Genomic DNA, 20,265 nt, shown 5'->3' with positions numbered 1-20,265 from the left:
GGGGCTGGGGGCGTGGACGCGCGGCGGACCGGCTTCGGGCGGTGTCAGGGGGTGACGACGATCTTGCCCATGACCTCGCGGTCGCGGATCATCCGCAGGCCCTCGGCGGCCTCCTCGAGGGGCAGGAGCTTGTCGATGGTCGGCTTCAGCGTGCCGGCCTGGATCATGTCCATCAGGGCCGACAGGTTGTCGTCGTAGAAGCTGTTGGAGCCGATCACCTTGAGCTCGAAGCTCCAGATGTAGCGGAGATCCTCCTTGGGATCGTGCCCCGCGGTGGCGCCGCAGACGAGCAGCGTGCCGCCGCGCTTCAGGCACTTGAGCGAGGGCACCCAGGTGTCGCCGCCGGTGAAGTTGATCACCACGTCGACGCCGCCCTCGTAGGTCCGGCGCTGCGGCTTGCCGTACTGCTGGATCGCCCACTTGGAGAAGTCGGTCTCGCGGTAGTTGACGACGTGGTCGGCCCCGAGGGCCGTCAGCGCCGCCATCTTCTCGGCGCTGCCCGCGCAGGCGATGACCTCGGCGCCGAGCTGCTTGGCCAGCATCACGCAGCCGGTGCCGACGCCGCCGCTGGCGCCCAGGATCAGGACCTTGTCGCCGGCCTTCACGGTGTTGTGGGTGATCAGCATGCGGTGGGCCGTGCCGTAGGCCACCGGCAGGGACGCCGCGTCCGCGTAGCTCACGTCCGGCGGCATCGCGATGAGCTGGCTCGTCGAGACCCGGCAGTACTCGGCCATGCCGCCGTCGAGCATCTCGCCCATCAGGCCCTTGGCCTTGTTGAGCGGGTTGACCAGCACCCGGTCGCCGACGCGCCACTCCGCGACGCCCGCGCCGAGCTCGACGATCTGCCCGGCCATGTCGAGGCCGATCACCACCGGCATCGGCACCTTGATGCCGGGCATGCCCTTCACGGTGAACACGTCGTGGTAGTTGAACGAGGACGCGCCGACGCGGATCAGGACCTCGCCCGGGCCGGGGGACGGCCTCGGATAGTCGTCGACCACCTTCAGCGTGTCGATGTCGCCGTGCGCCTCCAGCACGAGCGCCTTCATCGTCTGAGCCATCGTGGAAACCCTCTTCTGCAGGTCGGAAAGGCTACGGGATCGTCTTCGACCGCTCGTAGGGGCCGGGAACCAGGGCGGTGTCCGGCAGGCTGCCCTGGACGGCGCCGACCGCCTTGAACACGTCGAATTCCCGCTTCAGCGAGGCGATGTCGGCGGGCTCCAGGCTGACCGTGTAGATGCCGTCCCAGAGGCCCGCGTAGGCGGCGGCGTCGGCGTCGCTCAGGTTCGCGGCCGCCTTCAGGATCTTGGCCACGCCGGGCTTGTCGGCCTGGCCGAAGGCGTAGGCCTTGCGCATCGCGGCCACGACCTTGGCGGGCGCGTCCGGATTCTGCGTCATCCAGGCGTTGCGCATCAGGCCGACGCCGAGGACCGGCGGCGCGTCCTGCTGGGTGAGGCGCTTCCACTCCTCCCGGAAGGTGCCGAGCCGGCGCAGCTTCACGTCCGGCAGGAGCGCGAGGGTCACGGTGCGCAGGGCCGCGGCGTCGATGTCCTTCTGGACGAGGAATTGCGCCAGCCGGGAATCGTTGCCGGGGACGGCCTGGTAGTCGGCGGGCTTGAGGCCGTGATTGGTCTCCAGGATCGCCGCCGCGATGGCGGCGGTGCCGCTGCCGGCCGGCGAGGTGCCGATCTTCTTGCCCCTGAGGTCGGCCATCGCCTTGATCGGCGAGTCCTCCGGGACGACGAAGTCGAGGTCGGCCACCTGGGTCGCCAGGACGATGCTCATCGGAAGGCCGTCGGCGGTCACGCTCAGCGCCGTCCCGGCGCTCGCCGCGATCGCGAAATCGATCGCCCCGGCGGCCATGGCCTTGGTCGGCGCGTTCACGTCCGGAAACTTGACGTACTCGGCCGTCAGGCCCTCCTTCTCCATGAACTTGCCGGCCTCCAGCACGGCGCCGAAGCCGAGGCTGATGCCCGAGCTCCAGTAGCCGATGCGCACCGTCTCGGCGCGCGCGAGGCCAGGCAGGCCGACCGCGCAGAGCGCGGCGACGGCGAGGGCGCGGATCCGTTTCAAGGCGTTCTCCAGGACGGGGGATGGGAAGGGCGTTTGGCGGGCGGACCCCCGCGCGGCGGCCGCCGTCATGGCTGCGCCGCCTTCTTCCAGGCGAACAGGCGCTGCTCGGCCGGCTTCAGGACCAGGGTCTCGAGCCCGATCATCAGGGCGACGAGGGTGAGGGTCCAGGCGAAGACCTGATCGGTCTGGACGAGGTCCGCGGCCTGCCGGAGGCGGTAGCCGATGCCGCTGCTCGCCCCCAGCGACTCCGCCACGAGGACGACCCGGGCCCCGAAGCCGATGGCGAGGCGCGCGCCCGCGAAGAAGGCGGGCAGGATCGTCGGCAGGTAGATCTTGGTCAGCACCTTGCGGCGCGGCATGCGGAAGGTGCGGGCGAGCTCCAGATGCTCGGCGCTGACCGTGCGCGTGCCCTGCCAGACGTTGGTCAGGATCAGCGGCATCGCGGTCATGAACACCACGAAGATCGTGGTCCAGTTCGAGAGGCCGAACCAGATCAGCGCGAAGATCGCCCAGATCGCGGACGACACGGTGTTGGTCACCGTCAGCACCGGCTCGAAGAACCGACCGAGACGCGGGCTCGCGCCGAGCAGCAGGCCGAGCGGCAGCCCCACGAGGGCCGCGAAGGCGAGGCCGGCGCCGATCCGGCCCAGCGTGATGCCGAGATCGGCGGCGAATCCCGGCGTGGCGACGAGCCCGAGCCACGTGTGCCAGACCCGCGCGGGGCTCGGCAGGACGAAGCTCGGCGCCTGCAGCGATCCGAGCTGCCACGCGGCCAGCGCCAGGGCGAGGAGGGTCAGCCGTTGCAGGAGCAGGCCGGCCCGGCGTCCGGCTGTGGACGTCCGTGTCTGCCGGATCAGGCGGGGCGGTGTCTTCACGAGCATCGCGCGCTCGCGGCGGAGAGGCTGATGCGCAGGCGCCGGACCTCCTCGGCGACCTCCGGCGAGAGCGGGTCGCGGGGATACGGCAGGTCGATCGCCCGGACGGTGCCGATCCGGCCCGGCCGCGGGTGCAGGACGACCACCTGGCTCGCCAGCACCACCGCCTCCTCGACGTCGTGCGTGACGAAGACCAGGGTCATCGCCCGCAGGCCGGCGATGCGCAGCAGCTCCGCGTGCATCTGCGCGCGGATCTCGGGATCGAGCTTCGAGAACGGCTCGTCGAGGAGCAGGATCTTGGGCTCGGTCACGAGGCTGCGCGCGAGCGCCACCCGGCTGCGCATGCCCCCCGACAATTCGTGCGGGTAGGCGTCGCGGAAGGCCTCCAGCCCGACGAGCCGCAGGGTCTCGTCGACCCGCCGCGCCCGCTCCGCCCGGCCCATGCGTCCGGCCTCGAGGCCGAAGGCGACGTTCTGGGCGGCCGTGCGCCAGGGCAGCAGCCGGTCCTCCTGGAACATGTAGGTCATGGCCCGCCAGTCGCGGAAGGCGTGCGACGGGATGCCGTTCAGGAGGACGGCGCCCTGATCGGGCTCGACCAGCCCGGCGATCATGTTGAGGAGGGTGCTCTTTCCGCAGCCCGACGCGCCCAGGATCGCGACGATCGCGTGCTGCGGGATCGCGATGTCGACGGTGTCGAGGACGTGGAGCGGCCCGCCCTCGCGCCGGTCGAACCACTTGCTGACATGGTCGAGCTCGACGGCGTTCACGGCTCGCCCCCGTCGACCTGGGCCGGTCGCACCGGCGCCACCACCGCGGTGTCGCGCAGGCTGGCGATGACCTTCTCCAGGGTCATGTCGCGGAACGTCTCGACGTGGCGGCGGGCCACCAGGGCGGCGCTGTCGGCGTCGCCCGCCACGAGGTGCTCGATCATCGCGGTGTGGTCGTTCTCGATGTTCGGCCGCACCCCCTGCACGCCGAAGCCGAGGGCGACGAGGCGGGTCATCTCGTCGAGGAGGCCCGACAGCGTCCGGTACAGGCGCCCGTTCCCCGAAGCCGCGGCGATCGCGAGGTGGAAGCCCCGGTTGGCCTCCAGGAAAAAGTCGATCTGGTTGCCCATCTCCACCGTGATCTTGCGGCGGCAGGCCTGCTCCAGGCGCTCCAGATGCGCCCGGTTCACGCGGCCGGCGGCGCCCCGCGCCGCGAGGGGCTCAAGCTCCATCCGGAGGGCGAAGACCTCGTCGACATCCTTCACGGTCACCGGGCTGACCCGGTAGCCGTGCCGCGGCATCGAGCTGACGAAGCCTTCCTGGGCCAGGCGCTGGAGCGCGATCCGGCAGCTCGCCTTGCCGATCTCGAACCGCTCCATCACCTCGGCCTCGGTGAAGCGCGTGCCGGGCAGGAGGCGGCAGGCGACGATCTCGCGGCGCATCAGGTCGTAGGCCTGGTTGCCCTTGCGCGTGGCGTCGGGGACGGCGAGCACCGTCGTGGTCGGGCGAGCGGGCCGGGACCTGTCATCGCGGGTCGTCATCGCACCTCGCTGTTCGGGCATTGAGGCTCCCACAGCATGCTGTGAGCTGCCCACCGCACGCAGGACATGTGCCAACCCCGCGCCGGCCCCCCCGCGCGCGGCGCCCATCGGCGGACGGAACGATGGTCGGGTGCCGGCATTCGTCGCGCGGTGGGAAGCTCAGATGCGACGCGTGATCAGCTCAGCGCGCGCTGTGGGCATTCCATGCCGTATTTATGCGCAACGTCTCCGCGTTCTGTAAATGGAATGCGCGTCCAATTTTCGCGAAGATGTTGGAAGAAAGAGCTTTTCGCGGCACTCCAAGGCAGAACGATCTGTATTTTCTTTGAGCAGTGGGGCCTGCTGCGGGCCGCGTCGGCGACGCCCTACAGGATGTCGGGCTGGCCGCGCCGATGCTCGTGCCCCGCGATGACGCGGCGCAGGAGCCGGGTCAGGGTGTCCTGCTCCGCCGGCGTGAGGGCCTCGACGGTGAGGGCGTGCGCGGCCCGCGCCGCCGGCTCCATCGCGCCGTGGAGCGCGGCGCCTTCGTCCGTCAGCCGGCAGACCTGCGCGCGGCGGTCGAGGGGCGAGGTCGTGCGGCTCACCAGACCGCGGGCCGCGAGGCGCTTCAGGGCGCCGGTCGTCGTCGTCCGGTCAAGGGCGACCGAGCTCGCGAGCGTCGTCTGATCGGCCTCCCCCAGATCGCGCAGCAGCGAGAGCAGGCTGTACTGGAGCGGGGTGACGCGAAACGCGGCACAGCGTTCGGCGAAGAGGCTGACGTGGATCTGGTGCATGCGGCGGGCGAGGAAGCCCGGGCGCTCGGCTAGTGGCCAGTGCCGGGCGTCCACCGCCCCTGACGCGGTCCCCGCTTCCGCCAATCCCGCCGCGCAGCCGGCATCCGGGACCTCATCCATCGTCCGCCTCCGCAGAACGGTTCCAGCCTTGGCACGCGGTGTGCAGAGCCGGAATACGAAGCATGCTTCGCTTTTGGCAAGGGCGAGGCCGGCGTGCGCCGGCCGGGACCACGAGGTCGACATGGACAATCGCCGCTATGATCTGGTTCTGCGGGGCGGGCGGGTGATCTGCCCGGCCTCAGGCATCGACGGCATCCGCGACGTGGCGGTGCGGGACGGGCGCATCGCCGCCGTGGCGGAGACGATCCTGCCCTCGGCCGCTGCCGAGGTGGTCGACGTCGCGGGCAAGCTCGTCCTGCCCGGCATGATCGACACCCACGCCCACGTCTACCAGTACGTCACCGGCCGGTTCGGCCTGAACCCCGACATGGTCGGCGTGCGATCGGGCGTGACCACGGTGGTGGACCAGGGCGGGCCGTCCTGCATGACCCTGCCGGGCTTCCGCCACTTCATCGCCGAGCGCTCCGAGACGCAGGTGCTCGCCTTCCTGTCGGCCTACCTCGTCGGCGGCCTGGAGGGGCATTTCTACCCGAACCTCTACAGCCCGGACGGCGTCGACATCGACGCGACGGTGAAGTCGGCCACCGAGAACCGCGACCTCGTGCGCGGCATCAAGGGCCATGCCGAGATCGGCGGCTTCGCCCGCTGGGGCATCAAGGTGATGGAGATGGCGGCCGAGATCAGCCGCCGCGCCGACCTGCCGCTCTACGTGCATTTCGGTCAGCTCTGGGGCCTGCCGGAATCCGGCGCCAACGGCGAGGATGCCGACACCATCGTCGAGCGGGTGATCCCGCTGCTGCGGCCCGGCGACGTGCTGGCCCATCCCTTCACCCGCCACCCGGGCGGCTTCATCAACGAGCAGGGCGAGGTCCACCACATCATCCGCCGGGCCATGGAGGCCGGGCTCAAGGTCGATGTCGGCCACGGCAGCCACTTCTCCTACCGCGTGGCCCGCGCGTCCCTGCCGGCCGGCGTGATCCCCTACACGCTCGGCGCCGACATGCACGGCTACAACACCGAGGTGCCCGAGGTGACGAAGCCCGCCGGCACCCCGGACGAGCACCACGACGACGAGAACCACCCGTTCCTCGGGCAGGCCCGGTTCAGCCTCACCCAGGCGATGAGCTCGATGATGGCGCTGGGCATCCCGCTAGAGGAGGTGGTGCCGATGGTGACGTCGCACCCGGCCGAGATGCTGCGCATGGGCGACCGGATCGGCGCCCTCAAGATCGGCTACGCGGCCGATGTCTCGGTGCTGCACGACGATCGCGGCCGCTTCCTGCTGCGCGACAACGAGGACACGCGGGTGATCGCCGACCGCCTGCTGCGACCGGCCTTCTGCCTGCGCGCGGGGAAGCGCTTCGAGGCCGACTCGCCGATCCTGCCTCAGGCGATCGCGGCCTGAGGTGGCGCCGGTGCCCGCCTTCGCCCTCGACGACCCGACCCCGCCGGATCCGCGCCGCCGCTGGGACAGCCTGGACTTCGCGGCGCGGGGCGCCTGCTACGACAACAACGCGGGCGTGCCGGACAGCGCCGCGCAGGTCGCGGCCCGCAACGCGGCCTCCGCGGCCTACCGCGCGGCGCACCCGGCCGGGCTCGACATCCCCTACGCCGCCGGCGCACGCACCGGCTTCGACCTCTACCCGGCGTCGGAGACGGGGGCGCCCTGCCTCGTCTTCGTCCACGGCGGCTACTGGCAGCGCAACGCCCGGGCCGATTTCGCCTGCTTCGCGGAAGGGCTGAACACCGCCGGCTGGTCGGTGGCGATGCCGGGCTACACCCTGGCACCCGAGGCGAGCCTCACCGGCATCGTCGCCGAGATCGGGGCCGCCCTCGACTGGCTCGCCGCGCACGGGACGGCGCGCGGGATCGGCGGCCCGATCGTCCTCGCCGGCTGGTCCGCGGGGGCGCAGCTCGCCGCGCTCCATCTCGGGCATCCCGCCGTGTCCGCGGGTTTGGCGATCTCCGGCGTCTACGACCTCGCGCCGATCCGCGAGACCTACCTGAACGAGAAGCTCGGACTGAGCGGGGACGAGATCGGGACGCTGTCGCCCCTGCGCCTGCCCGTCGTGCCCAAGCCCATGACGGTCGCCTACGGCAGCCGGGAGTTGCCCGCCCTCGTCCGCGACGCGCGCAACCTCCACGCCCTGCGCAGCGCCGCCCACGCGCCGGGCGCCCTGCTGCCGGTGCCGGGCGCCGACCACTTCTCGATCCTCAACGAATTCCGCCGGCCCGACGGCCTTCTGGTCCGCGCCGCCCAGGATGTTCTCGGAGGCGCCCGATGAGCCGCGAGGGCGTCGGGGCTCCGCTGCCCCGCAAGGAGGACGACCGCCTGATGCGCGGGCGCGGCCAGTATGTCGGCGACCTCCGGCTGCCGGGGATGCAGGACGTCGCCTTCGTGCGCAGCCCGCTCGCCCATGCCCGGATCCGCGGCATCCACGTCCCGGAGGCCTATCGCGGCCGCGTCTTCACCGCCGCCGACCTCGACGGCGTGCTGCCGATCCGAGCGGTCTCGGGGCTGCCCGGCTTCAAGGTGTCCGAGCAGCCGGTGCTCGCCACCGGCAAGGTCCGGCAGGTCGGCGAATTGGTGGCGCTGTGCGTCGCCCCGACCCGCGCGGAGGCCGAGGACATCGCCGCCGCCGTGGTGCTCGACCTGGAGGAGCTGCCCGCAATCCACGACATGCTGGCCGCGCGCGCGCCGGGCTCCGCCCTCGTCCACGAGCACTGGGGCGACAACGTCTTCCTGGAGACCCTGGTCGATGTCGGCATCGAGAGCGCCCTCGATGCGCCGATCAAGGTGAGCCGCACCATCTCGACGGGCCGCCAGTGCATGGCGCCGATCGAGGGCCGCGGCACCGTGGTGCAGCTCGATCACCGCCTCGACCAGCTCGTCGTCCACACCGCGAGCCAGATGCCGCACATCGTGCGCAACGGCCTCTCCGAATGCCTCGGGATCGAGCAGGGCCGCATCCGCATCGTCTCGCCGGATGTCGGCGGCGGCTTCGGCTACAAGGCGATCCTGCTCGCCGAGGACGTGGCGCTGGCGTGGCTCGCGCTCCGCTGCGGCCACCCGGTCCGCTGGCTGGAGGACCGGCGCGAGCACCTGACCGCCAACGCCAATTGCCGCGAGCACCATTACCGGATCACCGCCTACGCGGAGCGGGACGGGACCCTGCGCGGCATCGACTGCGAGGCCACCGTCGATTCCGGCGCCTACTCGGCCTACCCGTTCTCGGCCTGCCTGGAGGCCGCGCAGGTCGCCAGCATTCTGCCGGGGCCCTACGATTTCCCGGCCTATCGCTGCCGGACATGGTCGGTGGCGACCAACAAGTGCCCGATCCTGCCCTACCGGGGCGTCGCGCGCACCGGCGTCTGCTTCGCCCTGGAACTGGTGCTCGACGCCGTCGCCCGCGTGGCCGGGATCCCGCCCGAGGCGGTGCGCGAGAAGAACCTCGTGCGGCCCGGGCAGATGCCGTTCGAGAACATCACGAAGAAGCACTTCGACAGCGGCGACTACCCGGAGGCGCTCGCCCGGGCGCTGAAGGCCGTCGACGTGGACGCGATCCGCGCCCGCCAGCGTGAGGGCGAGCCGGACGGTCGCCGGATCGGCCTCGGCCTCGCGATCTACTGCGAGCAGGCCGCGCACGGCACCTCGGTCTATTCCGGCTGGGGCATCCCGATGGTCCCCGGCCACGAGCAGGCCAGCGCCCGCCTCACCCCGGACGGCGGCCTGGAATTGCGGATCGGCGCCCATTCCCACGGCCAGGGCCTGGAGACGACGCTGGCCCAGGTCGCCCACGAGATCCTGGGCGTGCCGGTGGCGCGCACCCGCCTCGTCCACGGCGACACCGCCATGACCCCCTACTCCACCGGCTCCTGGGGCTCCCGCGTCATGGTGATGGCCGGCGGCGCGGTCGCGGCGGCCTGCGAGGCGTTGCGCGACCGCGCCGTGCGGATCGGCGCCCACCTGCTCCAGGCGCGGCCCGAGGAATGCCGGTTCGAGGGCGGCCACGTCGTCGGCCCCTCCGGCGACGTCCCGCTCGAGGCGATCGCCCGCACCTGGTACCGCCGCCCGCAGGACCTCGCGCCCGACACCGATCCGGGCGGCCTCGAAGTCACCGCCGGCTACAAGCCGGTGCGCGATTCCGGCACCTTCTCGTACGCGGCGCACGCGGCCGTGGTGGCGGTCGATCCCGATCTCGGGGCGGTGGAGATCCTCGACTACGTCATCGTCGAGGACGGCGGCACGCTGGTGAACCCCCTCGTGGTCGACGGCCAGATCTACGGCGGCCTCGCGCAGGGGATCGGCACGGCCCTGTTCGAGGAGATGCGCTTCGACGGCCGCGGCCAGCCGCTGGCCTCGACCCTCGCCGACTATCTCCTGCCCGGCGCCGCCGACGTGCCGATGGCCCGCATCGACCACATGGAGACGCCCTCGCCCTACACGCGCTTCGGCCAGAAGGGCATCGGCGAGGGCGGCGCGATCGCGCCGCCTGCGGCGCTCGCCAACGCCGTGAACGACGCCCTCGCGCCGCTGGGCGTCGAGCTGCTGCACTCGCCCCTCACCCCCCGGCGGATCGTGGAGGCGGTGCTCGCCGCCCGTGATCCCGCCGAGACCGCGCGGGAGGCCGCATGAAGCCCGCCGCCTTCGCCTGGGAGCGCCCCGACAGCCTGCCCGCGCTGCTGGCGCGCCTCGCCGAGGCCCCCGCGGGCGTGAAGCTGATCGCGGGGGGCCAATCCCTCGGACCGATGCTGAACCTGCGCCTCGTCGAGCCCGCCCTCATCCTCGACATCACCGGCGTGCCCGAGCTCCGGGACGCGCGAGTCGAGGGCGACACGCTCGTCCTCGGGGCCTGCGTGACCCACGCCGACATCGAGGACGGGCGCGTCCCGGACCTCACCGGCGGCGCGCTGCGCCGGGTCGCGGCCGCGATCGCCTACCGGCCGGTGCGCAACCGCGGCACGGTCGGCGGCAGCCTCGTCCACGCAGACCCGGCCGCCGACTGGGTCACCGCCCTGACGGCCCTCGGCGCCGAGGTCGAGATCGCGGGCCGGAACGGCCGCCGCACCCTTCCAGTGGAGCGCTTCGTCACCGGCGCCCTCGAAGTGGCCCTCGGCGCGGGCGAGATCCTGGTCGCGGTGCGCGTGCCGGCGCTGCCGGCGGGCGCGGCCTGGGGCTACGTCAAGCACTGCGCGAAGATCGGCGAGTTCGCCCACGCCATCGGGGCCGTGCGCCTCGAGCCCGGCGCCGGCCGCGGCCGGGCCGTGATCGGCGCGGTCGAGGGACCGCCCGTGCTCCTGGCCGATGCCCGCCCGCTCTTCGGCGGCCGCATCGGCGCCGACTTCGCCGCGCGCTTCGACCCCCGGGCCGCCGACCAGGCCCTGCGGGAGGCCGGGATGGCCGACGCGGTCGAGCGGCACATCCACGTCACCGTCCTGAGCCGCGCGGTGGCCGCAGCGGCCGCGCCCGATCCCCGCTCCAACACCCTTCCGGAGGCCGCATGAGCGCCGCGCTGGCCGAACCCGGGACGTCGCGCATGGCCCTGGCGCTGACGGTGAACGGCCGCGCCGTGCGGGTCGCGGCCGAGCCGCGCAGCCACCTCGGCGACGTGCTGCGCGACGGGCTCGACCTCACCGGCACGCATCTGGGCTGCGAGCACGGCGTCTGCGGCGCCTGCACCGTGCTTCTCGACGGCGAGCCGGCCCGCGCCTGCCTGACCTTCGCGGGTACCTGCGCGGGCGCCGCGGTCACGACGATCGAGGGCCTCGACGCGGACGCGATCGCGGGCGAATTGCGGGCCGCCTTCAACCGCGAGCACGCGCTCCAGTGCGGCTACTGCACGCCCGGGATGCTGGTGGCCGCCCGCGACCTCGTCCTGCGGCTGCCGGAGGCCGACGAGCGGCGGATCCGCGTCGGCCTCTCGGGCAATCTCTGCCGCTGCACCGGCTATGCCGGCATCGTCCGGGCCGTGATGGCGGTGATCGCGGACCGGCGTGGGCGCGGCATCCCCCCCGAGACCAGCGCGGCGCGGCCGCTCGGCCCGGTCGGCGCCCGGATCGGCGACGCGGCTTTCGCGCCCCTGGAACCGCCGGCGGATCGGATCGCCCCGGCGGCGCCCGCGGCCGTCGCGGACCTGTCCGACGCGTTCACCCCGGCCCACGGCTTCACGCAGGTGCTCGACCTCCCCCACCCGCCGGAGGCCGTCTTCGCCCTGCTGGGCGACCTCGCGGCGGTCGCCGCCTGCCTGCCGGGCGCGGTGCTGACGGCGCGGCCCACCCCCGACACGATCGAGGGCGGTCTGCAGGTGCGGATCGGGCCGATCGCCGCGACGTTCCGCGGCCGCGCCCGCCTCGAACGGGACGAGTCCGCGCGGACCGGCGCGGTCCACGGGGCCGGCACCGACGCGGGTGGCCGCTCGGCCACCGAGGGCCGGATCCGCTACCGGGTCGAGGCCGGGCCGACGCCCGGCACCGCCCGGGTCGAACTCGACGTCGGCTACACCCTGACCGGGCCGCTCGCGCAGTTCGGCCGGCCCGGCCTCGTGCGCGACCTCGCCGGCCGCATCGCCGCGGAGTTCACCCGCAACCTCGATGCCCGGCTCTCGGGCGTCGCGGCGCCGGCGCCCGCCGGCCTCAACCCGCTCCGCCTGCTCCTCGGCCTCGCCCGCGCGCGCCTCGCCGCGTGGTTCGGCCGCGCCTGATCCCATCCCGCCCCAACGCACCGGAGACACGCGAATGCTAGGCAGGTTCACCCTCACGACCGCGATCCTGCTGGCGCTGACGGCCACCGGCGCACGGGCGGAGGCGATCCGCATCGGCGTCAACGAGCCGCTGACCGGGCCGTTCGCGGCCTCGGGCACCTACGTGGTCAACGGCGCCAAGATCGCCGCCGACGAGATCAACGCCAAGGGTGGCGTCCTCGGGAAGAAGCTCGAACTCGTGATCGAGGACAACAAGAGCAACCCGACCGAGGCCGCCGCGGTCGCCGAGAAGCTGATCACCAGCGACAAGACCCCGGTGATGATGGGCGCCTGGGGCTCCAGCCTGACGCTGGCTGTGATGCCCAAGCTCGCGGATTACGAGACGCCGATGCTGGTCGAGACCTCCTCGTCCGGCAAGATCACGACCTCCGGCAACCCCTACGTGTTCCGGATCTCGCCGCCCTCGTCGCTCGAGGCCGAGACCTTCGCGCCCATGGTCGGCCGCCTCGGGCTGAAGAAGGTCGACTTCCTCGTCCTCAACAACGATTTCGGCCGCGGCGCCGCGACCGATTTCGGCAAGATGCTCAAGGACAAGGGCGTGATGGTCGGCCTCGTCGAGACCATGGACCAGGGCGCGCAGGACATGAGCGCCCAGCTCGCCAAGCTGAAGGCGTCGGATTCCGACACGATCATGATCACGAGCTCGGTCGATCAGCTCGTGCTGCTGTTCAAGCAGATGGCGGCGCTCGGCCTGAAGAAGCGGGTCATCACCACCGGCGGATCCCAGAACCCGGACCAGATCATCGCCCAGGCCGGCGCGGCCGCCGACGGCACGATGCACCTGACGACCTTCCTGCCCTGGTCGCCCGACAAGACGCCGGACCCGAAGGCTACCGAGGCCTTCATCGCCGCGTGGAAGACGCGCGGCTTCGACTTCGCCGGCGTCACCGAGAGCTTCCGCGGCTACGACGGCATCCGCGCGATCGCCCACGCCATCGAGAAGGCGGGTTCGGCCGATCCGTCCGCGATCACCAAGGCCTTCTGGTCGGTCGACTTCGTCGGGCTCAACGGGCCGATCCGCTTCGCCAAGGCCGGCCCCGCCGGGAAGGAGAGCGGGCAGAGCAAGCCCGACGTCTACCTCATCGAGATCAAGAACGGGACGGTGATCGTGCCGGCGCTGTGAGCGCCCCCGGGCCGGCGCTCTGATGCCGGCCCCCTCGCCCGTCCGCCGGCCTCCGGGCCGGGGCGCACCCTCGGAGGCCGCCCGTGAACGAACTGATCCAGCACCTCGTCAACGCCCTCATCCTCGGCGGCACCTACGCGCTGCTGGGGATCGGCCTGACGCTGATCTTCGGGATCATGAACGTCGTGAACTTCACCCACGGCGCGCTCTACACGGTCGGCGCCTACGTCATGTACCTCGCGGTCGCCGCGCTGGGACTGAACTTCTTCCTGGCGCTGCCGGTGGCGATCCTCGGCGGGCTCCTGCTCGGGGCCGCGATCGAGTTGCTGCTGCTGCGCCCGTTCCGGGGCTCGGACATCGACACCACCATGCTGGTGATGATCGGCGCCGGCATCGTCCTGCAATCCGGCACGCTCTGGACCTTCGGCGGCGTCGCCAAGGCGATCCCCGTACCCTTCCCCGAGGCGCCGCTCCAGGTCGGCCCGGTCTCGGTGTCGTGGCTGCGGCTGTTCGTGCTCGGGGCGGCGCTGACGCTGATCGCCCTCACCTACGCGCTGATCAACCGGACCAAGCTCGGTCTCGCCATGCGCGCCGCCTTCCAAGATTCTGACACGGCGGCGCTGATGGGCGTCGACGTTCGCTGGATCTACACCGCGACCTTCGCGCTCGGCTCGTCGCTCGCCGCGGCCGCCGGCGCGCTCCTCGGTCCGGTCTACGTGGTGTTCCCGCAGATGGGCGGCCTCGCCGAACTCAAGGCCTTCGCCATCGTCATCCTGGGCGGGCTCGGCAACGTCACCGGCGCGGCGATCGGCGGCTTCATCCTGGCGCTCGCCGAGGAGTTCGGCGCCGGCTACGTCTCCTCCGGCTACCGGGACGCGATGGGCTTCCTGATCATCATCGCGGTCCTGCTCTGCAGGCCGACCGGGTTGTTCGCCAAGGCGGAGCGCATCGGATGAACCGGCTCCTCCCCCTCGCCCTGCTCGCCGGCCTCGTCGCCCTGCCCCTGGGGCTCGGCGCCAACCCCTACCTCCTTAACGCGCTGATCGTGACCGGCATCCTGACGATCGGCGCCATGAGCCTGAACCTGCTCCTCGGCTTCACCGGGCAGCTCAGCCTCGGCCACATCGCGTTCTTCGGGATCGGCGCCTACGTCAGCGCGCTGACCAGCCTCGGCTTCGACGTGGATCTCGGCTTCGGCATCCGGGCGGTCCACGAGCCCTGGCCGGCGGTGGTCGGCCTCCTGCTGGCGACGGCGGCGGCGGGCGCTTGCGGCTACCTGATCGGGCGGCTCTCCTTCCGGGTGCGGGGCGCCTACTTCGTGATCGTGACGATCTCGTTCGCCGAGGTCGTGCGGCTCGTGGCGCTCAACTGGGTGGAGCTGACGCAGGGGCCGCTGGCGCTCACCAACATCCCCGCCATCACCCTCGGCCTGCCGGGCCTCGGGATGTGGACTCTCAAGACCAAGCTCCAGAACTACTACCTCGTGCTGGCCGTGGGGACGCTCTGTTACGCCGTGATCGCCCGCCTGGTCGGCGGGCGCTTCGGCCGGGCGATGCGGGGACTCAAGGAGAACGAGCCGCTGGCGCTCTCGGTCGGCATCAACGCCACGCGCACGCTGACGGTGGCGGCGGTGATCTCGGCCGCCATGGCCGGCGCTGCCGGCAGCCTCTACGCCCACTACCTGCGGATCATCGATCCCGACGTGTTCCTGTTCGCCACCACGGTCACCATGGTCATCATGGTGGTGGCGGGCGGCAAGGGCACCCTGATGGGCCCGGTCGTCGGCGGCCTGATCTTCGGCCTGCTGCCGGTGGCGCTCCGCCCGGTCATGGCGCCGGAGGCGCAGTGGATCGTCTACGGCCTCGTGCTGATCGTGATCCTGTTCGTGATGCCGCGGGGCATCGTGCCGGGACTGGCGGCGCTGCTGGGCCGCCGCCCGGCCGCGGCCGCGCCCGTCCTCGAGGCCAATCCGGCGGTGCAGCGATGAGCGCGATCCTCTCCGTCGAGCATGTCGGCGTCCGCTTCGGGGGCCTCGTCGCCATCGCGGACCTGCATTTCGACGTCCACGCGGGCGAGATCGTCAGCCTGATCGGCCCGAACGGGGCCGGCAAGACGACGGCCTTCAACGTGATGACGGGCTTCCTCAAGCCCAGCCAGGGCGCGGTCCGCTTCCGCGGCACGTCCCTGAAGGGCCTGCCGCCGCACGCGATCACGCGGCTCGGCCTCGCCCGCACCTTCCAGCGCACCAGCGTCTTCCCGGACGACACGGTGTTCGACAACGTGATGATCGGCCTGCACCAGATGGGCGCCGCGGCGGGCCGCGCGCCCATTCTCGACGCGCTTCTCGGCCGCGCGGGGGCCGGCGAGAGGCAGCTGCGCGCCCGGGCCGCGGCGCTCCTCGACTGGGTCGGGCTCGCCGGCCGGGCGCATGAGAAGGCCGGCGCCCTCGCCTACGGGGAGCAGCGCCTCGTCGGGGTTGCGCTGGCGCTGGCTACCGAGCCCGCCATGCTGCTCCTCGACGAGCCGGTCTCGGGAATGAACGCTTCCGAGACGCGGGTCTTCGTGCGCCTGATCCGGCAGATCCGGGAGCACGGCGTCACCATCCTGCTCGTCGAGCACGACATGCCGATGGTGATGGAGGTCTCTGACCGCATCGTCGTCCTCAACTACGGGCGCCTGATCGCCGAGGGGCCGCCGGACCGGATCCGCAGCGACCCGGCGGTGATCGAGGCCTATCTCGGCCAGGGCAGCGCCGCCCGGCAGGCCGCCGCCGCTGCCGCGCAGGAGGCGGTCCATGCTTGAGATCCGCGACCTCGTCTGCGGCTACGGCCACGTCACGGCGCTGAAGGGGCTCACGATCGACGTGCGCGAGGGTCAGCTCGTGGCCCTCGTCGGCGCCAACGGCGCCGGCAAGTCCACGACGCTCCGGGCGATCTCCGGCCTCGTCCCGCCGCGCTCCGGCGCGATCCGGTTCGCCGGCCGGGACATCGCGGGGGCGGAGCCCCGCCGGATTTTGGCGGCGGGCATCGCCCATTGCCCGGAGGGCCGGCGCGTCTTCCCGCAGATGACGGTCGCCGAGAACCTCGCCATGGGCGCCTATCTGCGCCGCGACCGGGCGGCGGTCGCGGCGGACCTGGCGCGCATCTACGGGGAGTTCCCGCGCCTCGCGGAGCGCCGCGACCAGGCGGCCGGCACGCTGTCGGGCGGCGAGCAGCAGATGCTGGCGATCGGCCGCGCGCTGATGGGGCGCCCGAAGCTCGTGCTGTTCGACGAGCCCTCCCTGGGGCTCGCCCCCAACATCGTCGAGCGGATGTTCGCGGTGATCGGCGCGATCCGCGACGCCGGCACGACCGTGCTCCTCGTCGAGCAGAACGCCTTCGCGGCCCTCGAACTCTGCGACTACGCCTACCTCCTCGAGACCGGCCGCATCGTCCTCGAGGGGCGCGGGCAGGACCTCATCGCCGACCCCCACGTGCGGGACGCCTATCTCGGTGGCTGAGCGGGATCTGCCGGGGCGGATCCGCCTCGGCCCGGTCGACCTTCTCGGCGACCGGGACCTGCTCCCCGTCACCGCGGGCGGCCGCCGCCTGCTCCTCGTCCGGGACGGCGCGCGGATCGTGGCCGCCGAGCGCGCCTGCCCGCACGAGGGGGCCGACCTCGCCCTCGGACGCTGCGTCGCGGGCCGGCTGCACTGCCCCCGGCACCAGGCCTCGTTCGACCTCCGGGACGGTGCCGTCTCGCCGGGCTGGTCGTTCCGGGCCCTGCGCCTGTCCGCGATCGAGGCGGCGCCGGACGGGCTCTGGCTCAGGACCGGATCCGGCCTTCTCGCGCCGGACACCGCGCCGCCGGGCGGCCGCGGATTCCCGGCCGGCCCGGAGATCCGACGGTAGAGCGACCGAGATCAGCCGATCCGTCTCGCTCTACGGCAGCGAGGTCGTGATCGCGGCGCTCACCGCCTGTCTCGTGCGGACGAACGGCCCGCACGCGCGCCTGCTCGCGCGGGGACGCATCGCGAGGACGGTCGCGGGTCCCTCCGGCCGCTGAGGATCGGCGCTGATCGCCCGTCCGAAGGTGTCGGCCCAGGACAGCCTCGTCACGTTGTCCGGGGTCGGAGCGGGCGGAGCTTCCCGGTCGGCCGCCCGGCCGCGCTTGCGGGCCGCGGCACCGATCCACCGCACGATCAGGGGACCCTTCGCGTCGAACGTCGGGTCGGACGCGGTCCGGCCGATGCCTCGTCTCTGACGGCGATGAACCATGGGATTCCCTCGAATCGACTTGGGAGGGCCGCGCGCGCGCGGTCCGACGGACGTCACCGCCCGCGATCACCGGACCGTCGCCGCGACGGCAGCGGTGTGAAGCGCGGGCCGCGCGGGATGGCGGGCGGCCTCGCCCAGCATCCGATCCCGTCCGCGTGGTCTCCAGCTGCATGCCCGGGCGCGCGATCGAATTCCTCGACTCATGGCTTAGCCGATCGGAATGGCTTCGTGGACCAGTCCACATGGACTGGTCCATGACCCGTGACGGCGCCTGTGCGGTTGCTCTAGACAGGATCCGCATGGCGCAGGAAGCAATCCTCATCATCGATGACCACGCGCTGTTCCGGTCCGGCATCGTCTCGATGCTGTCGACGGCGTTCGATGAGATCCCGGTTCTCGACAGCCCATCGCTGCACGAGGCGCTCGCCATCGTGGCCGTCGTCCCGACGATCGTCCTCCTCGACATCCAGTTGCCGGGCATCGGCGGGCTCGAGGGGATGGGCCTGCTCCAGCAACGCTGGCCGGCCGCCCGGATCGTCGTCGTGTCCGGCCTGGATCTGCCCGATACCGTCAGCACGGCTCTGGCGCAGGGCGCCTGCGCGTTCCTGTCCAAGACCGACCGCCCCGAGCGGATGATGACGGTCCTGCGCGAGATGCTCGCCCGGTCGTCCGCGGTCCCGCGGGTCGGGGGCGCCCTCTGCCCGACGCTCACGCCGCGGCAGGCCGAGGTGCTGACCCTCGTCGGGCGCGGATTGTCCAACAAGATGATCGGACGCAATCTCGGTCTGTCGGAACACACGGTCCGCGGCCACGTGCAGGGTCTGCTGTCGGTCCTGGGGGTGACCCGGCGCGCCGAGGCGGTGTTCAAGGCGCAGCAGTTCGGCCTGATCCGATGAGCCCGTCGCAGGAGGAGCGGATCGCGGCCGAGCAGTTGCGCCTCGTCCTGGACGGCGTCACGCAGTCGGTCGCCGTCGGTTTCCTCGTCTCGACGCTCATGCTGGCCGTGCTGTGGAGCCTGGTGCCCCACGCCGTCCTGCTGAGCTGGTACGGCGCGTTCCTCGTCGAGCGGTTCGGGGCGGCCGCCTACGCGCGTCGGGTCCGCGCCGCGATCGGCGAGCCCGACCGCGCCCGCCGGGTCGAGCGGGTCATCTTCCTGAGCAAGATCGTCGAGGGCGCGATCCTGGGATCGCTGATCTGGATCGCGCTGCCGCTCCAGGTCCCGGCGGTGAGCATCCTGACCATGTCGCTGCTGGGCGCGACCTGCAGCAACGGCGTCTCGCTCCTGGCGCCGCGGCGGCACCTCTACCTCGCCCTCGTCGTGCCCGTCGCCGTCCTGGCCGCGGGAACCCTCTGGTCGCTCGGCGGCGCGCCCTACCGCGCCCTGGCAATCTGCTCGATCCTCTTCGTGGTCGGGCAGTACGGTCAGGTCGTGCTCGCCAGCCGCCGCGTGCGGGAATCGATCGAGCTCCGCTTCGAGAACGCGGCCCTCGTGGAGCAGCTGCGCGCGGAGACCGCCGCGGCGCACCGGGCCCGCCGCGACGCCGAGCACGCCAACACCGCGAAGTCGCAGTTCCTCGCGGCGGCCAGCCACGACCTGCGCCAGCCGGTCCACGCCCAGGGCCTCTTCCTCCAGGCGCTGAGCCAGACGGATCTCGCCGCGCCGCAGCGGCGGATCCTGCAGAACGCCCAGACCGCGAACGTCGCGTCGACCGACATGCTCAATACGCTTCTGGACTTCTCGCGCCTGGAGGCCGGAGTCATCACGCCGCGGCCCCGCGCCTTCGAGCTCCAGCCGCTCCTCGACAAGATCGAGAACGAGCTGGCGCCGCTGGCCGACGCCAAGCGCCTGATCTATCGGACGCCCCAGACGGACCTGGCGATCGTCTCGGACCCGGCCCTGCTGGAGCTGGTCCTGCGCAATCTCGTCCTCAACGCCATCCGGTACACCGAGCGCGGCGGCGTCCTCATCGGCTGCCGGCGCCGGCGCGCGGGCGTGTCGATCGAAGTCTACGACACCGGGATCGGCATCCCGGTCGACAAGCGCGAGGACATCTTCCGGGAGTTCTACCAGCTCGGGAATCCGGAGCGCGATCGTCACAAGGGTCTGGGGCTGGGACTCGCGATCGCGCGCGGGATCGCCGCCTCGCTCGATCACCCGCTCTCCCTCTCGTCGAAGGTGGGAAGCGGCAGCGTCTTCCGCATCCTCGTCCCCCGGACGCTCGATGCCGGGCGGGACGCGAGGCTCGACGACGCGCCCGCGGCCGCCATCGCGGAGAGCGGTGGCCTGGTCGGCGCCCGCATCCTGATCGTCGACGACGATGCCATCGTCCGCGACGCGATGGTGGCGCTCCTCTCCGGCTGGGGTTGCCTGTGCTGGGCCTTCGAGGATCCGACCGACGTCACCGAACGGCCGCCGCAGGGGCCGCCGCCGGACGCGCTGATCTGCGACTACCGACTGCGCAGGGGCCAGACCGGCGCCGAAGCCATCGCGACGCTGCGGCAGCATTGGGGACGGCCGATCCCGGCGATCCTCATCACCGGCGACACCGCGCCCGTCCGCATGCGGGAGGCCTTGGACAGCGGGGTCCCTCTGATTCACAAGCCGGTCCGGCCCGACCTTCTCCAGAAGGCGCTCGCCGCGCTGATCCCGCCGGGCCGGCCACCCGTCGGTCCCGTGGGCGCGGAGGTTCGGCGCGGACCGGAGACGACGGATCTCGTCCGCGCGGAGGGATAGCGGGCGCCTCACGCGGCGCCGC

At 72.3% G+C, this 20,265-nt stretch carries 19 protein-coding genes; 13 read left to right on the top strand and 6 right to left on the bottom strand.

All coding sequences use genetic code 11. The features are described from left to right. Positions 1 to 44 precede the first annotated feature (44 nt). The 6 genes from ACLBYG_RS17720 to ACLBYG_RS17695 all read right to left on the bottom strand — a co-directional run bounded on the left by ACLBYG_RS17720 (position 45) and on the right by ACLBYG_RS17695 (position 5,369). Positions 45 to 1,061, bottom strand: coding sequence for a zinc-binding dehydrogenase (locus ACLBYG_RS17720; protein ID WP_447682256.1), 1,017 nt, complete (start codon positions 1,059 to 1,061; stop codon positions 45 to 47). 31 nt (positions 1,062 to 1,092) lie between these two features. Continuing rightward, a complete protein-coding gene (locus tag ACLBYG_RS17715; protein ID WP_447682255.1) occupies positions 1,093 to 2,073 on the bottom strand; it encodes an ABC transporter substrate-binding protein in 981 nt (326 codons plus the stop codon). Between the two features lie 65 nt (positions 2,074 to 2,138). Continuing rightward, the gene (locus ACLBYG_RS17710) at positions 2,139 to 2,954 is read right to left on the bottom strand and encodes an ABC transporter permease (RefSeq protein ID WP_447682254.1); all 816 of its coding nucleotides are present in this window, start codon (positions 2,952 to 2,954) and stop codon (positions 2,139 to 2,141) included. Next, positions 2,945 to 3,715: an ABC transporter ATP-binding protein gene (locus ACLBYG_RS17705; RefSeq protein ID WP_447682253.1), complete on the bottom strand. Its 771-nt coding sequence runs from the start codon at positions 3,713 to 3,715 to the stop codon at positions 2,945 to 2,947. The genes ACLBYG_RS17710 and ACLBYG_RS17705 overlap by 10 nt, the downstream gene beginning before the upstream one ends. Continuing rightward, the gene (locus tag ACLBYG_RS17700; protein ID WP_447682252.1) at positions 3,712 to 4,476 is read right to left on the bottom strand and encodes a GntR family transcriptional regulator; all 765 of its coding nucleotides are present in this window, start codon (positions 4,474 to 4,476) and stop codon (positions 3,712 to 3,714) included. Before ACLBYG_RS17700 ends, ACLBYG_RS17705 begins: the two co-directional genes overlap by 4 nt. A gap of 365 nt (positions 4,477 to 4,841) precedes the next feature. Further along, positions 4,842 to 5,369 (bottom strand): MarR family winged helix-turn-helix transcriptional regulator, encoded by a 528-nt coding sequence (locus ACLBYG_RS17695; protein WP_447682251.1) that lies wholly within the window; start codon positions 5,367 to 5,369, stop codon positions 4,842 to 4,844. Between the two features lie 121 nt (positions 5,370 to 5,490). On the opposite strand from ACLBYG_RS17695, the gene ACLBYG_RS17690 reads away from it, so the two are divergent. The 13 genes from ACLBYG_RS17690 (at position 5,491) to ACLBYG_RS17630 (ending at position 20,243) form a co-directional block, all read left to right on the top strand. Further along, positions 5,491 to 6,774: an amidohydrolase/deacetylase family metallohydrolase gene (locus tag ACLBYG_RS17690; RefSeq protein ID WP_447682250.1), complete on the top strand. Its 1,284-nt coding sequence runs from the start codon at positions 5,491 to 5,493 to the stop codon at positions 6,772 to 6,774. A gap of 10 nt (positions 6,775 to 6,784) precedes the next feature. Beyond that, positions 6,785 to 7,654 carry an alpha/beta hydrolase gene (locus ACLBYG_RS17685; protein ID WP_447682249.1) on the top strand — a complete coding sequence of 290 codons (870 nt, stop codon included), beginning with the start codon at positions 6,785 to 6,787 and terminating at the stop codon, positions 7,652 to 7,654. Beyond that, the gene (locus tag ACLBYG_RS17680; RefSeq protein WP_447682248.1) at positions 7,651 to 10,005 is read left to right on the top strand and encodes a xanthine dehydrogenase family protein molybdopterin-binding subunit; all 2,355 of its coding nucleotides are present in this window, start codon (positions 7,651 to 7,653) and stop codon (positions 10,003 to 10,005) included. Before ACLBYG_RS17685 ends, ACLBYG_RS17680 begins: the two co-directional genes overlap by 4 nt. After that, entirely contained in the window at positions 10,002 to 10,874 is an 873-nt protein-coding gene (locus ACLBYG_RS17675; RefSeq protein WP_447682247.1) for an FAD binding domain-containing protein, read from the top strand. Before ACLBYG_RS17680 ends, ACLBYG_RS17675 begins: the two co-directional genes overlap by 4 nt. After that, complete coding sequence (locus ACLBYG_RS17670; protein ID WP_447682246.1) at positions 10,871 to 12,070, top strand: xanthine dehydrogenase family Fe-S subunit; 1,200 nt, start codon at positions 10,871 to 10,873, stop codon at positions 12,068 to 12,070. Before ACLBYG_RS17675 ends, ACLBYG_RS17670 begins: the two co-directional genes overlap by 4 nt. A gap of 34 nt (positions 12,071 to 12,104) precedes the next feature. Then, the gene (locus ACLBYG_RS17665; protein WP_447682245.1) at positions 12,105 to 13,253 is read left to right on the top strand and encodes an ABC transporter substrate-binding protein; all 1,149 of its coding nucleotides are present in this window, start codon (positions 12,105 to 12,107) and stop codon (positions 13,251 to 13,253) included. A gap of 83 nt (positions 13,254 to 13,336) precedes the next feature. Beyond that, positions 13,337 to 14,209, top strand: a complete 873-nt coding sequence (locus tag ACLBYG_RS17660) for a branched-chain amino acid ABC transporter permease (RefSeq protein WP_447682244.1) — start codon at positions 13,337 to 13,339, stop codon at positions 14,207 to 14,209. Beyond that, positions 14,206 to 15,240: a branched-chain amino acid ABC transporter permease gene (locus ACLBYG_RS17655; RefSeq protein ID WP_447682243.1), complete on the top strand. Its 1,035-nt coding sequence runs from the start codon at positions 14,206 to 14,208 to the stop codon at positions 15,238 to 15,240. The genes ACLBYG_RS17660 and ACLBYG_RS17655 overlap by 4 nt, the downstream gene beginning before the upstream one ends. Further along, the gene (locus ACLBYG_RS17650; protein WP_447682242.1) at positions 15,237 to 16,055 is read left to right on the top strand and encodes an ABC transporter ATP-binding protein; all 819 of its coding nucleotides are present in this window, start codon (positions 15,237 to 15,239) and stop codon (positions 16,053 to 16,055) included. Before ACLBYG_RS17655 ends, ACLBYG_RS17650 begins: the two co-directional genes overlap by 4 nt. Further along, entirely contained in the window at positions 16,048 to 16,752 is a 705-nt protein-coding gene (locus ACLBYG_RS17645) for an ABC transporter ATP-binding protein (RefSeq protein WP_020094464.1), read from the top strand. The genes ACLBYG_RS17650 and ACLBYG_RS17645 overlap by 8 nt, the downstream gene beginning before the upstream one ends. Further along, the gene (locus tag ACLBYG_RS17640) at positions 16,745 to 17,143 is read left to right on the top strand and encodes a Rieske (2Fe-2S) protein (protein ID WP_447682241.1); all 399 of its coding nucleotides are present in this window, start codon (positions 16,745 to 16,747) and stop codon (positions 17,141 to 17,143) included. The genes ACLBYG_RS17645 and ACLBYG_RS17640 overlap by 8 nt, the downstream gene beginning before the upstream one ends. A 665-nt stretch (positions 17,144 to 17,808) precedes the next feature. Continuing rightward, on the top strand, positions 17,809 to 18,405 hold the full coding sequence (locus ACLBYG_RS17635; RefSeq protein ID WP_056527077.1) for a response regulator: 597 nt from the start codon (positions 17,809 to 17,811) through the stop codon (positions 18,403 to 18,405). After that, positions 18,402 to 20,243: an ATP-binding response regulator gene (locus ACLBYG_RS17630; protein ID WP_447682240.1), complete on the top strand. Its 1,842-nt coding sequence runs from the start codon at positions 18,402 to 18,404 to the stop codon at positions 20,241 to 20,243. Before ACLBYG_RS17635 ends, ACLBYG_RS17630 begins: the two co-directional genes overlap by 4 nt. The last annotated feature ends 22 nt before the right edge of the window (positions 20,244 to 20,265 follow it).

It is taken from the genome of Methylobacterium sp. D53M, from assembly GCF_053345625.1.
This window is presented reverse-complemented; position numbering and strand designations above follow the sequence as displayed.

Excerpts from the sequence above, each read along its gene's own strand:
- ACLBYG_RS17720 (WP_447682256.1), bottom strand. The coding sequence starts at position 1,061 with ATGGCTCAGACGATGAAGGCGCTCGTGCTGGAGGCGCACGGCGACATC.
- ACLBYG_RS17710 (WP_447682254.1), bottom strand. The coding sequence starts at position 2,954 with ATGCTCGTGAAGACACCGCCCCGCCTGATCCGGCAGACACGGACGTCC.
- ACLBYG_RS17700 (WP_447682252.1), bottom strand. The coding sequence starts at position 4,476 with ATGACGACCCGCGATGACAGGTCCCGGCCCGCTCGCCCGACCACGACG.
- ACLBYG_RS17695 (WP_447682251.1), bottom strand. The coding sequence starts at position 5,369 with ATGGATGAGGTCCCGGATGCCGGCTGCGCGGCGGGATTGGCGGAAGCG.
- ACLBYG_RS17690 (WP_447682250.1), top strand. The coding sequence starts at position 5,491 with ATGGACAATCGCCGCTATGATCTGGTTCTGCGGGGCGGGCGGGTGATC.
- ACLBYG_RS17680 (WP_447682248.1), top strand. The coding sequence starts at position 7,651 with ATGAGCCGCGAGGGCGTCGGGGCTCCGCTGCCCCGCAAGGAGGACGAC.
- ACLBYG_RS17675 (WP_447682247.1), top strand. The coding sequence starts at position 10,002 with ATGAAGCCCGCCGCCTTCGCCTGGGAGCGCCCCGACAGCCTGCCCGCG.
- ACLBYG_RS17670 (WP_447682246.1), top strand. The coding sequence starts at position 10,871 with ATGAGCGCCGCGCTGGCCGAACCCGGGACGTCGCGCATGGCCCTGGCG.
- ACLBYG_RS17665 (WP_447682245.1), top strand. The coding sequence starts at position 12,105 with ATGCTAGGCAGGTTCACCCTCACGACCGCGATCCTGCTGGCGCTGACG.
- ACLBYG_RS17655 (WP_447682243.1), top strand. The coding sequence starts at position 14,206 with ATGAACCGGCTCCTCCCCCTCGCCCTGCTCGCCGGCCTCGTCGCCCTG.
- ACLBYG_RS17650 (WP_447682242.1), top strand. The coding sequence starts at position 15,237 with ATGAGCGCGATCCTCTCCGTCGAGCATGTCGGCGTCCGCTTCGGGGGC.
- ACLBYG_RS17645 (WP_020094464.1), top strand. The coding sequence starts at position 16,048 with ATGCTTGAGATCCGCGACCTCGTCTGCGGCTACGGCCACGTCACGGCG.
- ACLBYG_RS17635 (WP_056527077.1), top strand. The coding sequence starts at position 17,809 with ATGGCGCAGGAAGCAATCCTCATCATCGATGACCACGCGCTGTTCCGG.
- ACLBYG_RS17630 (WP_447682240.1), top strand. The coding sequence starts at position 18,402 with ATGAGCCCGTCGCAGGAGGAGCGGATCGCGGCCGAGCAGTTGCGCCTC.